Origin of the sequence: Demequina sp. NBRC 110057, assembly GCF_002090175.1 — a bacterium.
Lineage (GTDB): Bacteria > Actinomycetota > Actinomycetes > Actinomycetales > Demequinaceae > Demequina.
In genome coordinates, this window is sequence record NZ_BBRN01000003.1 from 933580 (window position 1) to 955459 (window position 21880).

The 21880-nt window shown below is 70.1% G+C and carries 17 protein-coding genes, 1 tRNA gene and 1 other RNA gene; 13 read left to right on the forward strand and 6 right to left on the reverse strand.

What is annotated here, in order from left to right; all coding sequences use genetic code 11:
• Positions 1 to 60: 60 nt before the first annotated feature.
• Positions 61 to 1473 carry a sugar ABC transporter substrate-binding protein gene (locus B7K26_RS04310; protein WP_084077405.1) on the reverse strand — a complete coding sequence of 471 codons (1413 nt, stop codon included), beginning with the start codon at positions 1471 to 1473 and terminating at the stop codon, positions 61 to 63.
• 412 nt (positions 1474 to 1885) lie between these two features.
• Here B7K26_RS04310 and B7K26_RS04315 point away from each other — a divergent pair, with 412 nt between their 5' ends.
• From B7K26_RS04315 to B7K26_RS04325, 3 genes are read left to right on the forward strand one after another with little or no spacing between them, the layout of a single operon-like run.
• Positions 1886 to 3175 (forward strand): glycoside hydrolase family 27 protein, encoded by a 1290-nt coding sequence (locus B7K26_RS04315; RefSeq protein WP_234998683.1) that lies wholly within the window; start codon positions 1886 to 1888, stop codon positions 3173 to 3175.
• Entirely contained in the window at positions 3172 to 4269 is a 1098-nt protein-coding gene (locus tag B7K26_RS04320) for an arabinan endo-1,5-alpha-L-arabinosidase (protein WP_084077407.1), read from the forward strand. The genes B7K26_RS04315 and B7K26_RS04320 overlap by 4 nt, the downstream gene beginning before the upstream one ends.
• A gap of 43 nt (positions 4270 to 4312) precedes the next feature.
• A complete protein-coding gene (locus B7K26_RS04325; RefSeq protein ID WP_084077408.1) occupies positions 4313 to 5815 on the forward strand; it encodes an alpha-N-arabinofuranosidase in 1503 nt (500 codons plus the stop codon).
• 139 nt (positions 5816 to 5954) lie between these two features.
• On the opposite strand, the gene B7K26_RS04330 is transcribed toward B7K26_RS04325, so the two are convergent.
• Positions 5955 to 6626 (reverse strand): LytR C-terminal domain-containing protein, encoded by a 672-nt coding sequence (locus tag B7K26_RS04330; RefSeq protein ID WP_143340450.1) that lies wholly within the window; start codon positions 6624 to 6626, stop codon positions 5955 to 5957.
• A 31-nt stretch (positions 6627 to 6657) separates the two neighbouring features.
• Positions 6658 to 6745 (reverse strand) — tRNA-Ser (locus B7K26_RS04335).
• Between the two features lie 84 nt (positions 6746 to 6829).
• Between B7K26_RS04335 and ffs the strand changes: the two genes are divergently transcribed.
• The 4 genes from ffs to recR all read left to right on the forward strand — a co-directional run bounded on the left by ffs (position 6830) and on the right by recR (position 11037).
• Positions 6830 to 6926, forward strand: an RNA gene (ffs, locus tag B7K26_RS04340) — signal recognition particle sRNA small type.
• Positions 6927 to 7115: 189 nt separating this feature from the next.
• A complete protein-coding gene (gene adhP / locus B7K26_RS04345; RefSeq protein WP_084077410.1) occupies positions 7116 to 8150 on the forward strand; it encodes an alcohol dehydrogenase AdhP in 1035 nt (344 codons plus the stop codon).
• Positions 8151 to 8250: 100 nt separating this feature from the next.
• On the forward strand, positions 8251 to 10371 hold the full coding sequence (locus tag B7K26_RS04350; RefSeq protein ID WP_084077586.1) for a DNA polymerase III subunit gamma and tau: 2121 nt from the start codon (positions 8251 to 8253) through the stop codon (positions 10369 to 10371).
• 69 nt (positions 10372 to 10440) lie between these two features.
• Entirely contained in the window at positions 10441 to 11037 is a 597-nt protein-coding gene (gene recR / locus B7K26_RS04355; RefSeq protein WP_084077411.1) for a recombination mediator RecR, read from the forward strand.
• A gap of 303 nt (positions 11038 to 11340) precedes the next feature.
• Here the strand turns inward: recR and B7K26_RS04360 are convergent, their stop codons facing one another.
• Positions 11341 to 12606, reverse strand: a complete 1266-nt coding sequence (locus tag B7K26_RS04360) for an ABC transporter permease (protein WP_084077412.1) — start codon at positions 12604 to 12606, stop codon at positions 11341 to 11343.
• The gene (locus tag B7K26_RS04365) at positions 12603 to 13544 is read right to left on the reverse strand and encodes an ABC transporter ATP-binding protein (protein WP_084077413.1); all 942 of its coding nucleotides are present in this window, start codon (positions 13542 to 13544) and stop codon (positions 12603 to 12605) included. The genes B7K26_RS04360 and B7K26_RS04365 overlap by 4 nt, the downstream gene beginning before the upstream one ends.
• A gap of 187 nt (positions 13545 to 13731) precedes the next feature.
• Between B7K26_RS04365 and B7K26_RS04370 the strand changes: the two genes are divergently transcribed.
• The 4 genes from B7K26_RS04370 to B7K26_RS12815 all read left to right on the forward strand — a co-directional run bounded on the left by B7K26_RS04370 (position 13732) and on the right by B7K26_RS12815 (position 17433).
• Positions 13732 to 14268 (forward strand): TetR/AcrR family transcriptional regulator, encoded by a 537-nt coding sequence (locus B7K26_RS04370; protein ID WP_084077414.1) that lies wholly within the window; start codon positions 13732 to 13734, stop codon positions 14266 to 14268.
• A gap of 190 nt (positions 14269 to 14458) precedes the next feature.
• Positions 14459 to 15730 (forward strand): aspartate kinase, encoded by a 1272-nt coding sequence (locus B7K26_RS04375; RefSeq protein WP_084077415.1) that lies wholly within the window; start codon positions 14459 to 14461, stop codon positions 15728 to 15730.
• Positions 15727 to 16764 carry an aspartate-semialdehyde dehydrogenase gene (locus tag B7K26_RS04380; protein WP_084077416.1) on the forward strand — a complete coding sequence of 346 codons (1038 nt, stop codon included), beginning with the start codon at positions 15727 to 15729 and terminating at the stop codon, positions 16762 to 16764. The genes B7K26_RS04375 and B7K26_RS04380 overlap by 4 nt, the downstream gene beginning before the upstream one ends.
• A 147-nt stretch (positions 16765 to 16911) precedes the next feature.
• Entirely contained in the window at positions 16912 to 17433 is a 522-nt protein-coding gene (locus tag B7K26_RS12815; protein ID WP_143340452.1) for a hypothetical protein, read from the forward strand.
• Between the two features lie 383 nt (positions 17434 to 17816).
• Here the strand turns inward: B7K26_RS12815 and B7K26_RS04390 are convergent, their stop codons facing one another.
• Complete coding sequence (locus B7K26_RS04390) at positions 17817 to 19001, reverse strand: ROK family transcriptional regulator (protein WP_084077418.1); 1185 nt, start codon at positions 18999 to 19001, stop codon at positions 17817 to 17819.
• 92 nt (positions 19002 to 19093) lie between these two features.
• Here B7K26_RS04390 and xylA point away from each other — a divergent pair, with 92 nt between their 5' ends.
• Both xylA and xylB read left to right on the forward strand, forming a co-directional pair.
• Positions 19094 to 20287, forward strand: a complete 1194-nt coding sequence (gene xylA / locus B7K26_RS04395; protein WP_084077419.1) for a xylose isomerase — start codon at positions 19094 to 19096, stop codon at positions 20285 to 20287.
• 151 nt (positions 20288 to 20438) lie between these two features.
• Complete coding sequence (gene xylB / locus B7K26_RS04400; RefSeq protein ID WP_084077420.1) at positions 20439 to 21866, forward strand: xylulokinase; 1428 nt, start codon at positions 20439 to 20441, stop codon at positions 21864 to 21866.
• The last annotated feature ends 14 nt before the right edge of the window (positions 21867 to 21880 follow it).

Below are 21880 nucleotides of genomic sequence, written 5' to 3' on the forward strand. Positions count from 1 at the left end.
CTTCCTCGAGGGCGGTACGGGGGCCGGCACTCACGCGCCGGCCCCCGTGCCGTCCGTCTGTCAGCCTGCGGCCTTGGCCTGGTCCGCGGAGACCCAGGACTGGTCGAGCAGGGACTGCATCTCGGGCTGCTTGGCGGCGAGGTAGTCGGCAGCGGTCTGCGAGCCGTTGTCGACCACGTTCTCGATGCCGATCCAGAAGTTGTCGTACCACTCGGGCGTGTAGGTCCAGGTGCCCGGCAGCGGGCGACCCTTCTCCTCGGCGATCTCGAGGAACACCTTGGTGTTCTCGGGCCAACCGGCCGCGGGAGCGTCGGTCTCGATCCACTCGCCGAGGGCGTAGTCCTTGAGCGTCGGGATCTGGATCATGCCGGCAGCGAGGGTCTTCTGGGCCTCAAGATCGGTCGACAGGTAGGTCGCGAGCTGGGCCGCGAGCTCCTTGTTGGCGGAGTTCTCCGACACCGCGATGCCGAGCGAGCCAATCCAGGTGGACCAGTCGTCACCCTCGTTGGCCACGGGGTAGGGAATGACGTCGTAGGAGAACGTCTCGGGGTCCTTCTCCTCCAGCGCGGTGTAGGTCGCGATGTCCCACGGGGCGACGGGGAAGAAGCCGATCTCGCCCGCCATCCAGCGCTGGTACGTGTCGAGGGTCTGCGCCTGCTCCGCGGAGGGAGTCACGCCCTCGACGAGGCCCAGGTCGGCGAACCACTGCAGCGCCTCGGCGAACTCGGGAGTGTCGACCGTGACGGTCTTCTGGTCCTCGGAGATCCAGTCCGCACCGTTGCCCCAGATGAAGGCCTGCGAGTTCCAGGTCACGTTGAGGCCGGTGCCCCAGGTGTCCAGCTCGCCGTCGCCGTCGCTGTCCTGCGTCAGCGCCTTGGCGAGCTCGAGGAACTGGTCGAACGTCAGCGGCTCGTCGGCCGACGGGTACTCGAGGTCGTACTTGTCGAACAGCGCCTTGTTGTAGCCGAAGCCGAAGGGGCCCACGTCCTTGGGAAGGGCGTAGAACGGGTCGCCGTCCTGGCCGCGCGCGCCCGACTCCTTGTCGAAGCGGTACGCGTCGACGCCGAAGTCCCACAGGTTGTCGACCACGGACTGGTCGACGTACTCGGTGAGGTCAGCGATGACGTCCGCGTAGACGTAACCCTGGATGCGGCCCGGCTCGACGTAGAAGACGTCGGGAACCTTGTTGCCGGCGATGGCCGCCTGAAGCTTGGTGGCGTACTGGTCGGCGTCGGTGATGATCATCGTCACCTCGGCGCCGGTCTCCTCCTCGAAGGCCGCGATCGCGGTCTCGTAGGCCGCCTTGTCCGCGTCCGAGCCGCGGTACATGAACGTGAGCTCGTTGGGGGAGTCGCCGCCCGACGTGTCCGGGTCCTCGCTCGCGCTGCCGCCGGAGCCGTCCGACGAGCACGCGGCGAGCAACAGAGCGCCCGCCACGGTCACGGCTGCCGCCGTGAGTCCCTTCCTTCGCATGATGCCTGCCTCTCTCTGATCATCGTTGATGAGTGAGGTCCCGCCCGCCGGTCCTCAGGGGCGTCAATTCTATGAATCCGCTACCCGTCCTACCGCCCGGTCCTCCTTGACCCCAGGCTCGGATCCGGCACCGCGCCGGCTCCTTTACAACGATGGAACTTTGACACAGCGCCGCGCTCAGGGTCAAGCCGGGTTTGATCACGATTCGGACAAGCCATCCAGACCATCCCGATTACCAGGGAACATGCGCCCGTGACCGGTCACGGGCACCTCGCCAGGGGCGTGTCGCGCCTGACCCCACGGCGGTTGAATCGCCCTCCCGGCGCCCGGTAGTGTTGACGAATGCGGTGCCCGGTTGGCACCATTTTGCTTACAACGATGTAGACACCTGACAGACGAGGGATGCCCGACGATGCGCGCGACCACACCCCCGATGGGCTGGAACAGCTGGGACTGTTACGGCACCACGGTGACCGAGGACGAGGTGCTCGCAAACGCGCGCCACCTCGCCGAGCACCTGCTCCCGCTCGGCTGGGACACTGTCGTGGTCGACATCGCCTGGTACGACCCGACGGCGAAGGCGCACGGCTACAACGCCGACGCTCCCCACACCCTCGACGGCTTCGGCCGGCAGCAGCCCGCGGCCAATCGCTTCCCGTCCGCCGTCGACGGCGCCGGATTCGCCCCCCTCGCCGCCCAGGTGCACGCGCTCGGCCTCAGGTTCGGCCTCCACCTCATGCGGGGCATCCCCCGCCTCGCCGTGGAACGCGACCTTCCCATCGAGGGCACCGAATGGACGGCACGCGACGCTGCCGACACCTCCGACACCTGCGCGTGGAACCCCGACAACTACGGGCTGAACTTCGCGCACCCCGCGGCTCAGGCCTACATGGACGGCCAGATCGCGCTGTTCGCCTCGTGGGGCCTCGACTTCATCAAGGTCGACGACATGCTCGCGCCCTATCACGACGATGCCATCGAGGCGCTGGCCCTCGCCATCGAGCGCTCGGGCCGCGACATCGTGGTCTCCCTGTCCCCCGGCACGCACCTGTCCACGCAGCACGTGCCGCACCTCACCGAGCACGCGCAGATGTGGCGCATCTCCGACGACCTGTGGGACCGCTGGGAGGACATCCACGCCCAGTTCGCCCGCCTCGCCCGGTGGGCGCCGTTCCAGCGCCCTGGCGCGTGGGCCGATGCCGACATGATCCCGCTGGGCCGCATCGGCATCCGCGCCGAGCGCGGCGAGCCCAGGGACAGCCGCCTCACGCTCGACGAGCAGCGCACCCTGCTCACGCTGTGGTCCATGGCGCGCTCGCCCATGATGCTCGGCGGCGACCTTCCCACCTCGCGCGAGGACACGCTCGCGCTCCTGGCGAACCCTGCCATCACCACCGTCGTCGAGGGCTCGACGGACGGCCGCGAGGTCACCCGCGAGCCCCTCGAGGGGGGCGAGCTCATCGCCTGGAGCGCCTGCGATGCCCGCTCCGAGCGCCGATACGCCGCGCTGTTCTGGACCGGCGAGGCCGACCACGCCGCCAGGGTGCCGCTCGCGAGCCTCACCGGGCTGCCGCATCGGCCGCTCACCGTGACGCACCTGTGGGAGGGAGTCACGGACGCGCGCGTCGACGGCACCGACCTCGTCGCCACCATCCCAGCCCACGGCGTGGTGTGGGTCGCCCTCGACGAGGCGGCGGCATGACGACCCAGGAGGACCTGATGACGGCCGATGCCGTGGCCGCCCGGCCGCGTGGACGCGGCTGGCTCATCGGCGGCGCGGCAGCGGCGGCAGCCGCCGTCGTAGCAGCCGGGCTGCTGGTGTGGGGACTGTGGGGCTCGGGAGAGCCCGCCGCGACGAGGCTCGACCTCTCGGGAGACATCGCCACTCACGACCCTGCGCTCGTCGTCGGGGACGAGGGCGAGGACTGGTACGTGTATTCCACGGGCGACGTGCGCGTCGGGCTCGGGGCGCCGCAGATCAGGCGCTCGACCGACGGCGGCGAGACGTGGGAGATGGTCGGCACCGCCTGGGACGCTCAGACCCGGCCCGAGTGGGTCTACGAGGCGGTTCCCGGCGTGGAGAACTTCTGGGCCCCCGAACTGTACGAGCACGACGGCACCTGGTACCTGTACTACGCGGCGTCGACCTTCGGCTCGAACCGCTCCGTCATCGGCCTCATGACCTCGGCCACGCTCGACGTGGACGCGGACGACTACGGATGGACGGACCAGGGACAGGTGTGGGCCTCCGATCCCGCCACGTCGACCTACAACGCGATCGACCCCGGCATCGTCGAGGACGCCGACGGCACACCGTGGATGGCTTTCGGGTCGTTCTGGGGCGGCATCCAGATGGTGCAGCTCGAGTGGCCGTCGGGACTCGCGGCCAAGGGCACGGAGCCCACGCTGCTGGCCAGCCGCAACACCCCCACCAACGCCATCGAGGCCCCCTACATCGTCGAACGCGACGGGTGGTACTACCTGTTCGTGTCCCGCGACAAGTGCTGCTCGGGCACCGACTCCACCTACTCGGTGGCGGTGGGCCGCTCGCAGTCCGTCACGGGCCCGTACCTCGACTCGTGGGGCAACGACATGCGCTACAACGGCGGCGACGAGCTGCTGTCGACGCGCGGCGACATGATCGGCCCCGGCGGCCAGTCCGTCTCCGGCGGCTACCTCGCCACGCACTTCTACGACGGCGCCAACGGCGGAGCCTTCCGGCTCGATGTTCGCGAGCTCGGCTGGACCGACGACGGCTGGCCCGTCGCCTGGACCGAGGACGAACTCACCGACTGACCGCACCACCAGCACCGCAGCAGGCCATACGCAAAGGAGCACCATGACCACCATTACCCTGCACCCCGACTTCCGCATCGGTTCCGTGGACCGGCGCGTGTTCGGGTCGTTCGTCGAGCACCTGGGCCGCTGCGTCTACACCGGCGTGTACGAGCCCGGGCACGCCACGGCGGACGAGCACGGCTTCCGCGGCGACGTCGTCGCACTGACCAAGGAGCTGGGCGTCACGCTGGTGCGCTACCCGGGCGGCAACTTCGTCTCCAACTACGTGTGGGAAGACGCGGTGGGCCCGGTCGAGGACCGCAAGCCGTTCCTCGACCTCGCGTGGCGCACCGTGGAGCCCAACCTGGTGGGCACCGACGAGTTCCTCCAGTACTGCGAGCGCGAGGGGCTTGAGCCGATGATGGCCGTGAACCTTGGCACGCGCGGCGTCGCCGAGGCGGTCGCCCTGCTCGAGTACTGCAACGGCGAGGCCGGCACCAAGTGGGCGGACATGCGCATCGCCAATGGCCGCGAGAAGCCCTACGGGGTGAAGCTGTGGTGTCTGGGCAACGAGATGGATGGCCCCTGGCAGATTGGCCACAAGGACGCCCACGAGTACGGCAAGCTGGCAGCCGAGGCCGGCAAGGCGATGAAGCTGACCGACCCGAGCATCGAGCTTGTCGCGTGCGGCTCGTCGTCGATGCAGATGGACACGTTCGGCTCGTGGGAACGCACCGTGCTGTCCTACACCTACGACATCGTCGACCACATCTCGATGCACGCGTACTACGAGGAGCTCGACGGCGACCGCGCGTCGTTCCTGGGCTCCGGCACCGCGATGGAGCGCTTCGTGGAGCGCGTGGTGGCCTCAGCCGATGCGATCGGGGCGGAGAAGCGCTCGGACAAGCGCATCACCATCTCCTTCGACGAGTGGAACGTCTGGTACCTCGTCTCCCGCTTCCCCGGCGAGACGAACCTTCCCATCCAGCGCGACGCCCCGCGCATCATCGAGGACCGCTACTCGGGCCTCGACGCCGTGGTCGTGGGCGACCTGATCGTGACCCTGCTGCGTCACGCTGACAGGATCGCGATCGGGTGCCTCGCTCAATTGGTCAACGTGATCGCGCCGATCATGACCGACCCCGACGGGGCAGCGTGGCGCCAGACCACGTTCCACCCCTTCGCGGCCGCGGCGCGGCTCGCGACCGGCGAGGCGCTGCAGGTCAAGGTCGACTGCGACACGATCGCGACCGAGAAGCACGGCGACGTTCCCGCGGTGACGGCCGCGGCGACGGTTGACCCCGAGTCCGGCGCGCTCGCGCTGTTCGTCACCAACCGCTCCGCCACCGAGCAGACCGTGACCCTGCGACACCCGGGAGTGAGCGCCCGCATCGAGGGCGGCACCGCGGTGCTCGCCGATCACGAGGGACCCCGCGAGACCCAGGAGCACGCCGAGGCCTACGGCCCCGTGGACGCCCTGCCGGTCGAGCCGGGCGACGGGACCATCACGCTCCGCCTGGCGCCGGAGTCGTGGACCGCGTTCCACGGGGCGATGGAGCTCTGAACCTCTCCTCCAGGGGCTCCATCGCCGCCGTGGGCGGCACAAGGGACGCGGGGATTCGCCGACGGGCGGGTCCCCGCGTTCGCGTCTGCGCGACGGTGAACGGCAGCGGCTACAGCACGGCCGATGCCGTAGCCGGGGGCTACTCGCCCTCGCCCTCCGCGGACGGAGAGGGGCTTGCCTCGGCAAGCGGGTTTTCCGGCAGGACGTTGGGCGCGGGCCGCGGCTCAACCAGGTTGACCGGCAGGCATTCCGCGCCCGCCGTCAGCGGGAGCTCCATGTCCAGTTCCGGCGCGAGCGCATCACGCAGGTTGGGGGCCTCGGAGAACTGGGTGCCGAGGACAAGGTCAAGCGTGATGCCGTCGCGGTTGTCGAGCACGAGCTCGACGGCCGCGTCGGTGCTTGCCTCGAACTGGGTGGCGAGCGTGTAGGCCTGCTGCACGCCATCGGCGCCGAACAGGATCTGCACGTAGTCGTCGTAGCTGCGCGACCAGTTGGTGGTTCCCACCACCGTGAACCCGCGCGACTCGAGCTGCCCTGCGGTGGTCCCCGCAAGTCCCGAGATGTCGGTGCCGTTGTCCACACGCACCACGACCTGGTCGTATGAGAGCGGCATGGCCCCGTCAGGGGGACACACCAGGGTGACGTCGGATTCGAACTCACCCACCGGCGTGGTGAAGCCCGCACTCAACGGGCCCTCCGCGTCTCCACGGAACACGGCGGCGGCGGCCACTCCGATCGCGACAATCACGATGATGAGGACGCCGAACACGATAATCTGTCGCTCTCGGCGGCGTCGTCGCGTCACGCTCACGCAGTCACCTCGCACGGGTCAGGGACTTCACTGGCGGAGGATAGGGGATTCGAACCCCTGAGGGCTTGCACCCAACACGCTTTCCAAGCGTGCGCCATAGGCCACTAGGCGAATCCTCCAGGCCCGTAGATGTTACCGGAGGGAACGCGGATCACCTAACCGGCTCCCGGCAGACGCATCGGCCGGCTGCCGTTACACTTGTCGGCGACCCCCCACGTGGCGATATCTCGCCCAACTCCCCCAGGGCAGGAATGCAGCAAGGGTAAGCGGGCTCTATCGGGTGCGTGGGGGGTCCTTTCATGCCCGGGTGCGTGCCGCATCGGCCCCCGGCACCTCCCTCCCTTCCGAGGCCATGAGAACCGTTCTCATACCTGGGGTGATGGTCCCAGGTGAACGGGGACTTTCCTCCCGCGCCATCGGCGTCGAGCCGTCCTACCGTGGAATCAAGGCAGTCAACGAAGGACTGCGATCCACTGGAAGGAAAACATCATGGCTGACACTTTCCGCGCCGCTGTTGTCCGCAGCTTCGACGCTCCGCTCGACGTCTCCGAGGTCGAGATGCCCACCCCCGGCCCGTTCGAGGCCCTCGTCAAGGTTGCCTACTCGGGCGTGTGCCACACCGACCTGCACGCCGCCGAGGGCGACTGGCCCGTCAAGCCCACCCCCGCCTTCATCCCCGGCCACGAGGGCGTCGGCGAGGTCGTCGCTGTCGGTGACCGCGTCACCCGCGTCAGCGTCGGCGACACCGTCGGCAACGCCTGGCTGTGGAGCGCCTGCGGCGAGTGCGAGTTCTGCGAGGCCGGCTGGGAGACCCTGTGCCTGAAGCAGCAGAACGGCGGCTACTCGGTCGACGGCTCGTTCGGTCAGTACATGCTCGTCGACTCGCGCTACTGCCCCATCCTCCCCGAGGGTGTGGACCTGGCCGCCGCGGCGCCCATCCTGTGCGCCGGCGTCACGGTCTACAAGGGCCTCAAGCAGACCGACACCAAGCCCGGCGACTTCGTTCTGATCTCCGGCATCGGCGGCCTTGGCCACATCGCCGTCCAGTACGCGGTCGCCATGGGACGCCGTGTGGTCGCGGTGGACGTGGACGACGCGAAGCTGGAGCTCGCCAAGAAGCACGGCGCCGAGATCGCGATCAACGCCGCGACCGTCGAGGACGCCGCGGCCGCGATCCAGGAGGCCACCGGCGGCGGCGTCCAGGGCGCGCTCGTCACCGCTGTCAACGGCAAGGCCTTCCCGCAGGCGGTCGGCTCGCTGCGCCGCGGTGGCACCGTCTCGCTCGTGGGCCTTCCCCCGGAGCAGTTCCCGCTCGACATCTTCTCGGTGGTGCTCAACGGCTGGACCGTCCGCGGTTCGATCGTCGGCACGCGCCGCGACATGGAAGAGGCCATCGACTTCTTCGCCCGCGGCAAGATCACCCCGACCTACTCGGTCGAGCCGCTCGACAACATCAACGACATCTTCGCCCGGATGCACGCCGGCAAGATCGACGGTCGCATCGTGATGGACCTGGGCAACTAAGCCCGCCTCCGTCGCCCACGCGACCACCGCATCGGCCCTTCGCAGCAGACGCTGTGGAGGGCCGATGCGCGTGTCGGCGGCGGCGGTTAGGCTCACTCCCGTGAGCCAAGCCCTGTACCGCCGCTACCGCCCCGACTCGTTTGCCGATGTCGTGGGCCAGGAGCATGTGACGACGCCGCTCATGCAAGCCCTGCGTGCCGACAAGGTCAACCACGCGTACCTCTTCTCCGGCCCTCGCGGCTGCGGCAAGACCACCTCCGCGCGCATCCTGGCGCGCTGCCTCAACTGCGCCGAGGGCCCCACCGACACCCCCTGCGGCGTGTGCGAGTCGTGCGTGGAACTGGCGCGCGGCGGCTCCGGATCCGTCGACGTCGTCGAGATCGACGCCGCGTCGCACAACGGTGTGGACGACGCCCGCGAGCTGCGTGAGCGCGCGGCCTTCGCGCCCGCGCGCGACCGCTACAAGATCTTCATCCTCGACGAGGCGCACATGGTGACGCCGCAGGGCTTCAACGCGCTGCTGAAGCTCGTCGAGGAGCCGCCGCCGCACATCCGCTTCATCTTCGCGACCACGGAGCCGGACAAGGTCATCGGCACCATCCGCTCGCGCACCCACCACTACCCGTTCCGCCTGGTCCCGCCGCCGGTGCTGGCCGACTACCTGAACCAGCTGTGCGAAGCGGAGTCGGTGTCCGTCGCGAGCGGCGTGCTGGACCTCGTGGTGCGCGCGGGCGGTGGCTCGGTGCGCGACACGCTATCCGTGCTGGACCAGCTGATCGCCGGCTCCGACGAGGGCGGCGTCACGTATGACCGCGCCATCGCCCTGCTGGGCTTCACCGACGCGACCCTTCTCGACGACGCTATCGACGCGATCGCAGCGGCCGACGGAGCCTCGCTCTTCGACGTCGTGGGACGCGTCATCCAGACCGGGCACGAGCCGCGCCGGTTTGTCGAGGACCTCCTCGAGCGCGTGCGTGACCTCCTCGTGATCGCCGCCTCCGGCGCCGCGGGCGCGAAGGCGCTCGGCGAGGTGCCCCAGGACCAGCTCGAGCGCATGACCGACCAGGCGCGGCGCCTCACGCTGACGCGCGCGTCGCGTGCGGGCGACCTCATCAACGATGCTCTGACCGGGATGATCGGCGCCACGTCTCCGCGCCTGCACCTCGAGCTCCTGTGCGCCCGACTGCTCGCGGCCGAGGTGCCCGTGGCTGTGCCCGGTGGCGCTTCAGTCGGGGTGGCGGCCGCCGGGGCCGAGCCCGCGGCCCAGCCGTCCGGCGGGCGCGCTCCCGCCGCCGCTCCTGTGGCCGATGCCGCGGGCGCAGGCGCCTCCGACGCTCGTTCCGCCATCGAGGCCGCACGCGCAGCGCTCGCCGCCTCGCGCGGCGGCGCGAGCGGTTCGGGTGGCACGTCGGGGGCCGGCGCCCGACCGGCCGGAGGGTCCGCGGCGCCGTCGGGCGCACCCGCGCGCCCCGCCTCGACCCAGGCGAGCCCCGAGCCCGCTCCCACGGGCCCCGCGCCCTGGGAGGAGCCCGACGAGATCGAACCACCGCTGCCCGAGTCGCAGCCCGCTCCGGCCGCGCCGTCGACGCCCGCACCGCCCGCGCAGGCCCCGTCGAGGCCCGCCACCCCCGAGCCTCGCCCGGCACCTGAACCCGAGCCCGAGCCCGACTGGGGACCGCCCACGCAGTCGACTCCCGTCGTGGAGCCCACGTCCACCGCTGCCGCGCCGGCCCCGTCCGGCAGCGAGGCCGGCGGAGCCGCCGACGCCGAACTGATCCGCCGTCGCTGGCCCGAGGTGCTCGGCACCCTCGAGCGTCGGCGCGTGACGTGGTCCATGGTGAGCCAGAGCGCCCAGGTCGCGTCCGTGGAGGGCGGCGTCCTGACGCTCGCCTTCGACAACTCGGCCCTGGCGGGACGCTTCACCGGCTCGTCGCACGCGGAGAACGTCGCCCTCGCGGTGCGTGAGACCCTCGGCCTTCAGGTGAGGGTCGACGCGACAGTCGGCACCGCCCCGGCCGGGGCGGCCACCGGCGCCCGGGCGGCAGCACCGGCGGCCGCCGCCACCGCCGCGACGGCGAGCGTTCCCTACGACGACACCCCGCCGCCCGTCGAGTACGACGACGAGGTCATCTCGGACGACGACGAGGCCGCCCCCGACGCGCAGCTGAGCGGCGCCGATGTGGTCGCGAAGATGCTCGGCGGCACGGTCATCGACAACTAATCCGCACATCGCTGCGCCGGGCGCGCGCCCGGTACGGCGATGTCACCGCGCGCGCCTACGCTTGTCCCCATGTATGACGGCGCGGTGCAGGACCTGATCGACGAGCTGGGGCATCTTCCCGGCGTGGGCCCCAAGAGCGCCCAGCGCATCGCCTTCCACCTTCTCGCCGCGGACCCGACCGACGTGCGACGCCTCGCGGACGCCATCACCACCGTCAAGGAGAAGGTGCGCTTCTGCGACACGTGCGGCAACGTCGCCGAGTCGGAGCAGTGCCGCATCTGCGCCGATCCCCGCCGGCTCGAGGACGTGCTGTGCGTGGTCGAGGAGCCCAAGGACGTGGTCGTCATCGAGCGCACCCGCGAGTACCGGGGCAGGTATCACGTGCTCGGCGGCGCCATCGACCCCATGAACGGCGTGGGTCCCGACGACCTCAGGATCCGCGCACTCCTCACCCGCCTGGGCGACGGCAAGATCGAGGAGGTCATCATCGCGACCGACCCCAACATCGAGGGCGAGGCGACGGCCACCTACCTCACGCGCATGCTCGCGCCGATGGGCGTCACCGTGTCGCGACTCGCCTCCGGCCTCCCCGTGGGCGGCGACCTCGAGTACGCCGACGAGGTCACCCTGGGCCGCGCCTTCGAGGGCCGCCGCAAGGTCTCCTAACCCCGCCTCACGCTGCCCCCGCCCCGCCTGCCCCACCTCCTGGCGGTAGATACACGGCGGACGCCGCCACCCATCGCGACGTTCGCGGTCGATTCTCGGTGACTGGCCGCCGCGATGGCCATCCCGCGACGACGGCCGCCCCACCACGAGGGCGGGCCCGACGCCAGGGCCGGCCACGGCATCGGCCCCACCCGGGCGTACCACCGGGCGTCTACCGCCAGGGCGCCCGCCACGCCCCCTCCCCGCCGTGTCTCTACCGCCACGAGGTGGCGGCGGGAGGCGCGGAGGAGGCCTATGCTGGGGTTACGCCACGCGGGTGCCCGAGCGCAGCTTCTTGTAGGGCACCCGCAGGCGGCGGACCACGATCGTCATGGAGCCGAGGAACAGCACGGCGAGGACCCCCAGGGCGGGCCACGGGTTGCGGGGAAGGTTGGCGAGCTGCTGCTCCCGCTCGGCGGCGGCGGCCTCGTCGGCAGCCCACTGAGCCTCCATCTCCTCCTCTGTCATCTCCGCGGCCTCAGCGCCGGAACCGAAAAGGTCGTCACACTCGTCGTAGACCCACCGTGTCGCCTCACCCTCGACGGGGCCCAGGCGAGCGTCGGAGATCTGCTGGTGCAGCAGCGCGAAGGTGCCCGGCGCTGCCCTGCCGTCCTTCTCCCACGTCTCGGGGTCCACGATGGGCGCGGTCTCGATGACCATCACCGCGGGGTTGAGCAGCAGGATCCAGGCGATCTGGTCGGTATGGGTAACGGTGTAGGCCCACTCGCTGTCGACGCACGGGTAGTCGGCGGCGTCGAGGGTCGAGTAGTCGCCCGTCGTGTAGGCCTCCTCGAGCGCGGCCTGCGCGTCCGGGGTGAGCTGCTCGTAGTCGATGTAGCGGTCTCGCTCGCCGGTGTCCTCGGTCACGAGCGCGCCGCCGATCGCGAAGGCGACAAGCGTGCCGATGAGGAACACGCCCGTCGTGAGGTGCGCGAGCGAGACCGACGCCACCGCTCGCGCCGCGAGCGACGACCAGGCAAGCCCCACCGCGGTGAACGCGAGCACCGTGAACAGGATGGCCCCGATGGTCATCGCCACCTCGCCCAGGTGCCAGCCCGACGACAGGTACGTGTAGATAAGGAACGGCGACAACGCGACGAGCGCAATGACCGACACGAGCCAGGACGCGATCACCTTGCCGAACGCGATATCGCCGGCCGTGAGGTGGGACATCTGGAGTGGGGCGAGGACGCCCTCGCCCGAGTCGCCGTTGATCGACGTGGCGGACAGCGACGGGGCGATAAGCATGCCGACGCCCAACACCAGGATGAGGACCAGCTCGAAGTTGGCCGACGACCTGTCCGCTTGCGTGAACACTGCCGCCAGGATGCAGATGGCCGCGACGAGCGCGAACAGGATCCCGTAGAAGATGTAGCCCTTGGTGGTGGGGCGACGGCGGCGCAGCTCGATGGACGTCATCAGGCCCACGCCGTGCAGCGACGGCGCCCAGGGGTTGCCGCGGCGCGCGGGCGGCCGCGACGACGACGGGTCCATGCGGAGCTCGCTCGCCGTAGTGGTGTCGGTGCTCATCGCCGCTCCTCGTTCATCGCCATGTACGTCTGTTCGAGCGCGGACCCCACGGGTCCGAAGCGGTGCACCCTGACACCCTTGCCGACAATCCACGCGAGGGCATCGGCGGCATTGTCGTCGCCGTCGATGCGCAGGATCACGCCCGTGTCCGTCTCCTCAAGCGGCACGGACGAGGACCGCAGGGCCGCGATTAAGGCGTCGCGGTCGAGCGCGTCGACGCGGTACTTGGTACGCGCCTCCGCGACCATCGCCGCGGCCTCGTCGCCCATCGTGCGGCCCTTGGACATAAAGACGGCGCCGTCCACCATCTCGTCGAGCTCGGCGAGCACATGGCTCGAGATGAGGACCGCGCGGCCCTCGCCCGCGAGCTCGCGGACAAGGTCACGCAACTCAATGCGGGAGCGCGGGTCGAGGCCGTTGGCCGGCTCGTCGAGCAGCAGCACCTGCGGGTCGTGGACCAGGGCGCGCGCCAGCGAGAGTCGCTGCTTCTGACCGCGCGACAGCACCCTTGCCGGGCGGTGCGCGAATTCCTCGAGGTGCACGCGGCCGAGGAGGTGTTCGCCCCGGGCGCGGGCATCGGCCTTGTTCACGCGGTACGCCTGGCCCATGAGGGTGAGGGTCTGCAGGCAGGTGAGGTTATCCCAGGAGCCGAGCTGATCGGGCATCCAGCCGATGGCCGCCCGCACGGCGGCGGCGTCGGTGCGCGGGTCGTGGCCCGCGACGGAAATGGTTCCCTCGTCCGGGCGCAGAAGGCCCGCGAGCATCAGCATCAGCGTGGTCTTGCCGCAGCCGTTGGGGCCGATGAGCGCTGTCACGCTCCCGGCCGGCACCGTGAGCGTCGCGTTGTCGACGGCGCGCACGTCGCCGAAGCTACGCGCCACCCCCTGCACCGCGATCGCGGCGTATGGCGGCGCCTCGGCTTCGATGGTGGTCGTCATGTCACTCCCTCGTGTGTGCGGGGATGACTCGGCGCCCCCCGGCACGTCAACCCTGGCACCGACGCGCGGCGACGCCCATGAGGTGATCCCCTGATCTTTCGGCGTGTCGCCTCAGGGTCGCCGCATTCCGGATCCATAGTGAGTCAACCGACTGTCAACAGGTGCCGTCCCCTCCGAGGAGTCCCGCATGCCCCGCCCCGCCTCCGACAAGCGCGAGCGGCTCACCGCCGCCGCCATCGAGCTCGCCCGCTCCGCCGGCTTCGAGGCCGCGACGATCGCGCGCATTGCCCAGGAGGCACAGGTCCCGTCGGGGAGCGTCTACTACTATTTCAAGACCAAGGAGGACGTGGCCGCGGCGGTCGGCGCCGGCATTGCGGCCCGGCTCGCGGCCGTGCGCGCCGAGCACCCCGACGGCCCGCGCGAGGCACTCTCCGCGTTCCTGCGCTCGTACCTGGGCGACGCCGCTGCCACGGTGAGTTACGGCACCCTGCTGTCGACGGCATCGGCCGTGGGAGGGGCCGATGCCCACCGCGAGGCGCTCGCGTGGATCCAGGAACGCTTCGAGGGCCTGGGATTCCCCGCTGCCGCCGCGCGCGCCCGCGCGCTTCACCTACTCGCGGGAGTCGAGGGTGGGGGCGCTCTCGCGCACGCCCTGGGCGACGCCGAGCCGCTTGAGCGCGAGGTCGCGCACCTCGAGCGGTGGGTCGCGAACGCCGGCACCTGACCGTCGAATGGATCCCATTGGTGCGCGTAAGCGCGTAAAAGAACCAAGTGGATCCCATTGACCGCTGGCCGTGTCCACGATGTGGACACTTCTGTCCACGGTGTGAATAGGTGAACAGACGCGACACCACTAGAATGGGCACGCGCCCGCCGCAGGGCGCTCCATCCGTCGCTTTCCCTGGAGTACCCGCATGCCACTCGTGGTGCAGAAATACGGAGGCTCGTCCGTCTCCGATGCCGAGGCGATCCAGCGCGTCGCGCGCAGGATCGTCGAGACCAGGCGCGCCGGCAACGACGTCGTCGTCGCCGTGTCAGCGATGGGCGACACGACGGACGAACTCATCGACCTCGCGAACGCCGTGACGACCGACCCCGCGCCGCGAGAGATGGACATCCTCCTCACCGCGGGCGAGCGCATCTCGATGGCACTCCTGGCCATGGCGATCCGCGAACTGGGCGTGGGCGCCCAGGCGTTCACCGGCCCGCAGGCCGGCGTCATCACGACCGAGCACCACGGCCGCGCCCGCATCATCGACGTCGCGCCCGGCCGTCTTCAGAAGGCAGTGGCCGATGGCGATGTCGCCATCGTCGCCGGCTTCCAGGGCCTCCACCCCGAGACCCAGGACGTCACGACGCTCGGCCGCGGCGGCTCCGACACCACGGCCGTCGCCCTCGCCGCCGCGCTGCAGGCCGACGTGTGCGAGATCTACACGGACGTGGACGGCGTCTTCACGGCGGACCCCCGCATCGTCCCCACCGCCCGCAAGCTTGACCGCGTCTCCTACGAGGAGATGCTCGACCTCGCCGCCTCCGGCGCCAAGGTCCTCATGCCGCGCTGCGTCGAGTACGCGCGCCGCTTCGACGTGCCGATCCACGTGCGCTCGTCTTTCTCGGGTCTTGAAGGAACCTGGGTCACGGGCGACACTCAAGAAGGAGAAGACATGGAAGACCCGATCATCGCCGGCGTCGCGCACGACCGCTCCGAGGCCAAGATCACGGTCATCGGCGTGCCCGACGTGCCCGGCTCCGCCGCCCGCCTGTTCGAGGCCGTCGCGAAGTCCGACGTCAACATCGACATGATCGTCCAGAACGTCTCGGCGGTCGTCACGGGCTTCACCGACATCTCCTTCACGCTCCCGGCCGACTCCGTGCCGCGCGCCATCGAGTCGATCGAGACCGACCACGAGGGCATCGGCTACAAGGAGCTGCGCACCGACGAGGCGATCGGCAAGATCTCGCTCGTGGGTGCAGGTATGCGCGCCAACTCGGGCGTCTCGGCCCGCTTCTTCTCGGCGCTGCGCGACGCGGGCGTCAACATCGAGATGATCTCCACCTCGGACATCCGCATCTCCTGCGTGACCCGGGCAGACAAGCTGGACGATGCGGTGCGCGCCGTGCACACCGCGTTCGACCTGGACATCGAGGGCGGCGAGGCCGTCGTGTACGGAGGGACCGGACGATGACCCTGACCATCGCCGTCGTGGGTGCGACCGGGCAGGTCGGCACCGTCATGCGCGAGCTCGTGGGCCAGCGCTTCCCCCAGGCGGAGGTGCGTTTCTTCGCCTCCGCCCGCTCCGCCGGCAAGACGCTGCCCCACCTGGGCCGCGACATCACCGTCGAGGACATCGCCTCGGGCGACTATTCCGGCATCGACATCGCCATCTTCTCCGCGGGCGGCGGACCCTCCAAGGAGTTCGCGCCGCAGTTCGCCGCGGCGGGCGCCGTGGTGGTCGACAACTCGTCCGCGTGGCGCATGGACCCCGAGGTTCCGCTCGTCGTGTCCGAGGTGAACCCCGAGGCGCTCAACGACATCCCCAAGGGAATCGTCGCGAACCCCAACTGCACCACCATGGCAGCGATGCCCACGCTGAAGGCGCTGCACGCCGAGGCGGGGCTGACTCGCCTCATCGTCTCGACCTACCAGGCAGTGTCCGGCTCGGGCGTGGCCGGCGTCGCGGAGCTCGCCACGCAGGCGCGCGCGGTCATCGACGACGCCGAGGGGCTCGCCCGCGACGGCGGCGCCGCCACCTTCCCCGAGCCTGGCGTCTACGTCGAGCCGATCGCCTTCAACGTGCTGCCGTTCGCCGGCGACCTGGTGGGCGACGACTCCAATGAGACTGTCGAGGAGCGCAAGCTCATCGACGAGTCACGCAAGATTCTCGGCCTTCCCGAACTGCGCGTGTCCGGCACCTGCGTGCGCGTCCCGGTCTTCTCGGGCCACTCGCTGTCCATCAACGCCGAGTTCGAGCGCCCCCTGTCGCCGCAGCGCGCGTACGAGATCCTCGCCGAGGCCGAGGGCGTCGTGGTGGAGGAGATCCCCACGCCGCTCAAGGGCGCCGGCCAGGACCCGACCTACGTGGGCCGCATCCGTCAGGACACCGGCGTGGACGACGGCCGCGGCCTCGCCCTGTTCATCGTGGGCGACAACCTGCGCAAGGGCGCGGCGCTCAACGCGATCCAGGTTGCCGAACTGGTCGCCGCCAAGATCTCCGGCTGACGCCTTCACCCGGCACCCATTCTCGGCCGCTCTCCCCCAGGGGAGGGCGGCCGCTGTGCTTGGGGGCACACGTGATGCTAAGTTCTCGACGAACGGCCGACGCGCGAAGCGCTCACCTTCTCGGCTGCGCACCTCGGGGGGATATCCATGCTTGAACTACGCGCGAACCTGCGTCGCTTGATCACTGTTGGCGCGAGTCTCGTCGCCGCGGTGCTCCTCGCGACCTCCGCGGCTCAGCCAGCAAGCGCCGCATCAGACGTCAAGTATGCGAGCCTGGGCGCACGGCTCTCGTCGACTCAGAGCTACGTCGGCAAAGACAACAACGGTCGAACGTACAGTTTTGTCGTCACCGCAAACCTGAGCAGTAATACGTCTAAGTCGGTCTATCTCAAGTCAGTCCGTGTGTGCTTTTCAGGGGCGGCTGGATCAGCCATGTACGTGAGCCCACAAATCAGAAATACGACGAAGAGCATCTGGAATGCGACGGGGTACAAGCAGTTCACCATCACCAGGCACTCCGTAGGTAAGACGGTGTGCCAGTCGTGGACGGTAAATAAGTCGATCCAGAAGCCATCGAACAATTCCTGGGACGTCTTCCGAGTTTCGTGGCTCAACCCCGATGCGAACAGCACGGGCGCGCTGGCACCAATCTTCGCGTGGAAGAAGTAGTGCTTGGCTTCTAGCCCCACGAATTGCAAGATCCAGGCCTTGATCTGACGTCAGTGATGTCGACGTGGGCGCCCAAACCGCCTCTTCAGACCTAGGACAAATCGTGTCACTGATGCACACCACACCGCGTGCCGTAGCGCGGCGTGGAACTCGTGCCCGACGAGGATCGATCCATCATCCCTGCGTGAAAGCATTCGTGCTCCCATATGGGCGGAAGAGTGGATGATCTCGCGGTTTCCAGGGGCGTTCTGTGCTTCCAATCATCCTGTGCCGAGTGCACAAACTGGCGCAGGCTCGCGTGCACCCGCTATTGCGCAGCGCGAGCGTCGACCGGTGCAGCAACTAGACCCTCTCGGTGTCCGCGTAGCGGAGATGCCCTGGCGTTACGCCCCGAGCGGATCCGCGAGCAGACCCGCAAAGGCCAGCTCAGCGGCGCCGACCAGCACCTGGTCGTCCACGAGCGCCGCGCGCTCGATGCGTAGCGAGTCGGCCAGGGGCGCGAACGTGTGCTCGGCCACGCCAGCGAGCAGCGCCTCCCCACGCAGCTCGCGCAGCCCCGCGAGGAACCCGCCGAGCACCACGAGGCGCGGGTTGAAGGCCGAGACGAGGTTGGCGATGCCGCGGGCGAGGACCTCGGCCTGGCGGTCGAGCTCGGCGTGCAGCGCCTCCGATTCGCGTGAGCGCAGCGACGCGACAACGTCGCCGTGATCGAGCGGGCCGCCGGCAGCGGCCTCAAGGCGCTGGAGGTTGACCTCGGTCTCGAGGCATCCGCGCCTGCCGCAGTGGCACGCGGGCCCCTCGCGGTCCACGAGGGTGTGACCGAGCTCGGCCGCGTAGCCGTCCGCCCCGCGCAGCACGACGCCACCCACACCCACGGCGCCGCCGATGCCGGACGTAGATCCGTTCAGGTAAATGACGTCGGTCTCGCCCCTCGCGGCGCCGAACAGCGACTCGGCGATGAGGCCGGCGTTGGCGTCATTGTCGACTGCGGCGGGAAGCCCGAGCGCGGCGGAGACCACCTCCCCCACCGGCGCCTCCTCCCACAGGAGGTGAGGTGCCCTGGCGACCACAGCATCGGCCGTCCGCACCAGGCCGGGGACGGCGACGCCGACCCCCACGCACCTCGCGCCGAGCTCGGCGGACCATGCTGCCCAGGCCTCCGCCGCGAGCGCGGCCACCTCCGCGGGGGACGGGGCGGCGTCGAGGGCCACGCGGCGGCGCTCGACCACGCGATGCCCCAGTCCCACCAGGGCGAGCGAGACCGCGTCGACGTCGGGGTAGACGGCGAGGGCGACGAGGTCGCGGCTGGGCCGCACCATGGGGCTCGGGCGCCCCACTCCCGTGGTCTCGGGGTGCTCCTCGGTCACGAGGCCGGCGTCCACAAGGTCGCTGACGAGGGCGCCGATGGTCGAGCGGTTCAGCCCGGTGGCGCGGGTGAGGTCGGAGCGGGACATGCCGTCGGCGCGGTGCACCAGCGTCATGAGGGTGGCGAGATTGTGCCGCCTGGTCGCCTCGTTACGGCTGCCGAGCGCGCCGCCCACGCGTGCCGCTCCTACCGGTGTCGTCATCCCCGCCTCCTCGCGTTGACACTACCGCCCGCTCCGCTTATGTTGTTACTCACAACCTACTCTGTCAACGCTGACGCATAAAGGAGACCGGCATGGCACCGACGCCCACCCGCGAGGACAAGTTCTCGTTCGGCCTGTGGACCCTGGGATGGGAGGCGCAGGACCCGTTCGGCTCCGCCACCCGCCCCCGCCTCGACACGGCGGAGGCCATCCACGGCCTCGCCGAGGCAGGCGCGTGGGGCATCACGTTCCACGACAACGACGTGTTCGACTTCGACGCCAGCGACTCCCAGCGCCAGGGCGCCATCGACGCCCTCAAGGGAGCGTGCGACGACACTGGCCTGGTGGTCGAGATGGTCACCACCAACCTCTTCAGCCACCCCGTCTTCAAGGACGGCGGCTTCACGTCGAACGACCGCGGCGTGCGCCGCTTCGCCCTGCGCAAGGTGCTGCGCAACATCGACCTCGCCGCGGAGCTGGGCGCCACCACGTTCGTCATGTGGGGCGGCCGCGAGGGCGCCGAGTACGACTCGGCGAAGGACGTCGGCGCGGCCCTCGAGCGCTACCGCGAGGCCGTCAACCTGCTGGGCGACTACGTCACCGACAAGGGCTACGACATCAAGTTCGCCATCGAGCCCAAGCCCAACGAGCCCCGCGGTGACATCCTGCTGCCCACCGTGGGCCACGCGCTCGCGTTCATCAACTCACTTGAGCGCCCGGAGCTCGTGGGGCTCAACCCGGAGACGGGCCACGAGCAGATGGCCGGCCTGAACTTCACCGCCGGCATCGCGCAGGCGCTGTTCCACGGCAAGCTCTTCCACATCGACCTCAACGGCCAGCGCGGCATCAAGTATGACCAGGACCTGGTGTTCGGCCACGGCGACCTGCACAACGCGTTCTCGCTGGTAGACCTGCTGGAGCACGGCGGCCCCAACGGCGGCCCCACGTACGACGGCCCCCGCCACTTCGACTACAAGCCCTCGCGCACCGAGGACTTCGACGGCGTGTGGGAGTCGGTGCGCGCCAACATGGCCATGTACCTGCTGCTCAAGGAGCGCGCGCAGGCCTTCCGCGCGGACCCCGAGGTCCAGGAGGCGCTCGAGGCCGCCCGCGTCTTCGAACTTGGCCAGCCCACGCTCGGTGAGGGCGAGTCCTACGACGACCTGCTCGCGGACCGCTCGGCGTTCGAGGACTTCGACGCCAACGCCTACTTCGGCGGCAAGGGCTTCGGCTTCGTCCGCCTCCAGCAGCTCGCCTCCGAGCACCTCATGGGCGCACGCGGCTAGCCTTCATCCGGCCGATGCCGGGGCCGGCCTCCGTACGGGGGCGGGCCCCGGCATCGGCCCTCCCCCCTACCCCGCACTGGTGGATTTTGGTCAACTAAGGGTCCTTAGATGACCAAAATCCACCAGTGGGAGACATCAGAAAGGACGCGCGATGACGCTCGTCGCCGGAGTCGACTCCTCCACCCAAAGCTGCAAGGTGGTCGTGCGCGACCTCGACACGGGCGCCGTCGTGCGCTCGGGCAAGGCGCCTCACCCCGAGGGCACGTCGGTGGACCCGGCGGCCTGGTGGGAGGCATTGCTCACCGCTATCGAGGCGGCGGGCGGCCTCGCCGATGTGGCCGCCATCTCCATCGGCGGCCAGCAGCACGGCATGGTGGCGCTGGACTCCGACGGTCGCGTGATCCGCGACGCATTGCTGTGGAATGACACCCGCTCGGCGGGCGCCGCGAACGACCTCATCGAGGAGTTCGGGGCGGCCGCCCTCGCCGAGCGGACGGGCCTGGTGCCGGTGCCCTCCTTCACCAGCACCAAGCTGCGCTGGCTGCGCGACGCCGAGCCGGACAACGCCGCACGGGTGGCAGCCGTGGCGCTGCCGCACGACTGGCTCACCTGGCGTCTGCGCGGCTATGGCCCCGACGGCGCGCCCCTGGGACCCGTGCTCGAGGAGCTGGCGACCGACCGTTCCGACGTTTCCGGCACCGGCTACTGGAGCCCGTCCACGGGCGAGTACGACCGCGAGCTGCTCGTCGCCTCGCTCGGCCACGACGCGATCCTTCCGCGCGTCCTTGGCCCGGGCGAGGCGGCGGGGCGTGGGGCCCTGGGGGTCGATGCCGGCCTGGCCGATGTCGTGGTGGGCCCCGGCGCGGGCGACAACGCCGGCGCGGCCCTGGGGTTGGGCGCGGCCGAGGGCGACGTGGTGATCTCCATCGGCACCTCCGGGACGGTCTTCGGGGTCGCGCCCGTGGCGGCCCGGGATGTCTCGGGCGCCGTCGCCGGGTTCGCCGATGCCTCGGGCGAGTTCCTGCCGCTCGTCGCGACCCTCAACGCTGCACGCGTGCTCGACTCGTTCGTGCGCATCCTGGGGGTGACACACGACGAACTGGGCCGGCTGGCGCTGGACGCCGAGCCGGGCGCCGGCGGCGTCGTGCTGGTTCCCTACTTCGAGGGCGAGCGCACCCCCAATCTTCCCGATGCCACCGCGTCCCTCACGGGCCTCACCCTTGCCTCCACCACGCGGGAGAACCTCGCCCGCGCGGCGATCGAGGGAATGCTGTGCGCCCTGGCCGACGGACTCGACGCCGTGCGCGCACAGGGTCTCGAGCCGCGCCGGCTTCTGCTCGTGGGCGGCGCGGCACAGAATCCCGCCGTCCAGGCGATCGCGGCCCAGGTGTTCGATGCGCCCGTCGAGATCCCCGAGCCCGCCGAGTACGTGGCGCTCGGTGGCGCCGTGCAGGCAGCATGGGCCCTCACGGGCTCCCGGCCCGCCTGGGAGGTATCGATCGTGGCGGCTCCCGGCGTCGACACGCGCCCCGAGATTCGTGCGGCGTACCGCGCGGCGACGTCCGCCTACGGGTCCTAGTCCGGCGTTATCCA

Coding starts and splice junctions, on each gene's coding strand:
- B7K26_RS04310 (WP_084077405.1), bottom strand. CDS start 1,473: ATGCGAAGGAAGGGACTCACGGCGGCAGCCGTGACCGTGGCGGGCGCT.
- B7K26_RS04360 (WP_084077412.1), bottom strand. CDS start 12,606: ATGAGCACCGACACCACTACGGCGAGCGAGCTCCGCATGGACCCGTCG.
- B7K26_RS04375 (WP_084077415.1), top strand. CDS start 14,459: ATGCCACTCGTGGTGCAGAAATACGGAGGCTCGTCCGTCTCCGATGCC.
- B7K26_RS04390 (WP_084077418.1), bottom strand. CDS start 19,001: ATGACGACACCGGTAGGAGCGGCACGCGTGGGCGGCGCGCTCGGCAGC.
- xylA (WP_084077419.1), top strand. CDS start 19,094: ATGGCACCGACGCCCACCCGCGAGGACAAGTTCTCGTTCGGCCTGTGG.
- B7K26_RS04315 (WP_234998683.1), top strand. CDS start 1,886: ATGCGCGCGACCACACCCCCGATGGGCTGGAACAGCTGGGACTGTTAC.
- B7K26_RS04325 (WP_084077408.1), top strand. CDS start 4,313: ATGACCACCATTACCCTGCACCCCGACTTCCGCATCGGTTCCGTGGAC.
- xylB (WP_084077420.1), top strand. CDS start 20,439: ATGACGCTCGTCGCCGGAGTCGACTCCTCCACCCAAAGCTGCAAGGTG.
- B7K26_RS04320 (WP_084077407.1), top strand. CDS start 3,172: ATGACGACCCAGGAGGACCTGATGACGGCCGATGCCGTGGCCGCCCGG.
- adhP (WP_084077410.1), top strand. CDS start 7,116: ATGGCTGACACTTTCCGCGCCGCTGTTGTCCGCAGCTTCGACGCTCCG.
- B7K26_RS04380 (WP_084077416.1), top strand. CDS start 15,727: ATGACCCTGACCATCGCCGTCGTGGGTGCGACCGGGCAGGTCGGCACC.
- B7K26_RS04365 (WP_084077413.1), bottom strand. CDS start 13,544: ATGACGACCACCATCGAAGCCGAGGCGCCGCCATACGCCGCGATCGCG.
- B7K26_RS04370 (WP_084077414.1), top strand. CDS start 13,732: ATGCCCCGCCCCGCCTCCGACAAGCGCGAGCGGCTCACCGCCGCCGCC.
- recR (WP_084077411.1), top strand. CDS start 10,441: ATGTATGACGGCGCGGTGCAGGACCTGATCGACGAGCTGGGGCATCTT.
- B7K26_RS12815 (WP_143340452.1), top strand. CDS start 16,912: ATGCTTGAACTACGCGCGAACCTGCGTCGCTTGATCACTGTTGGCGCG.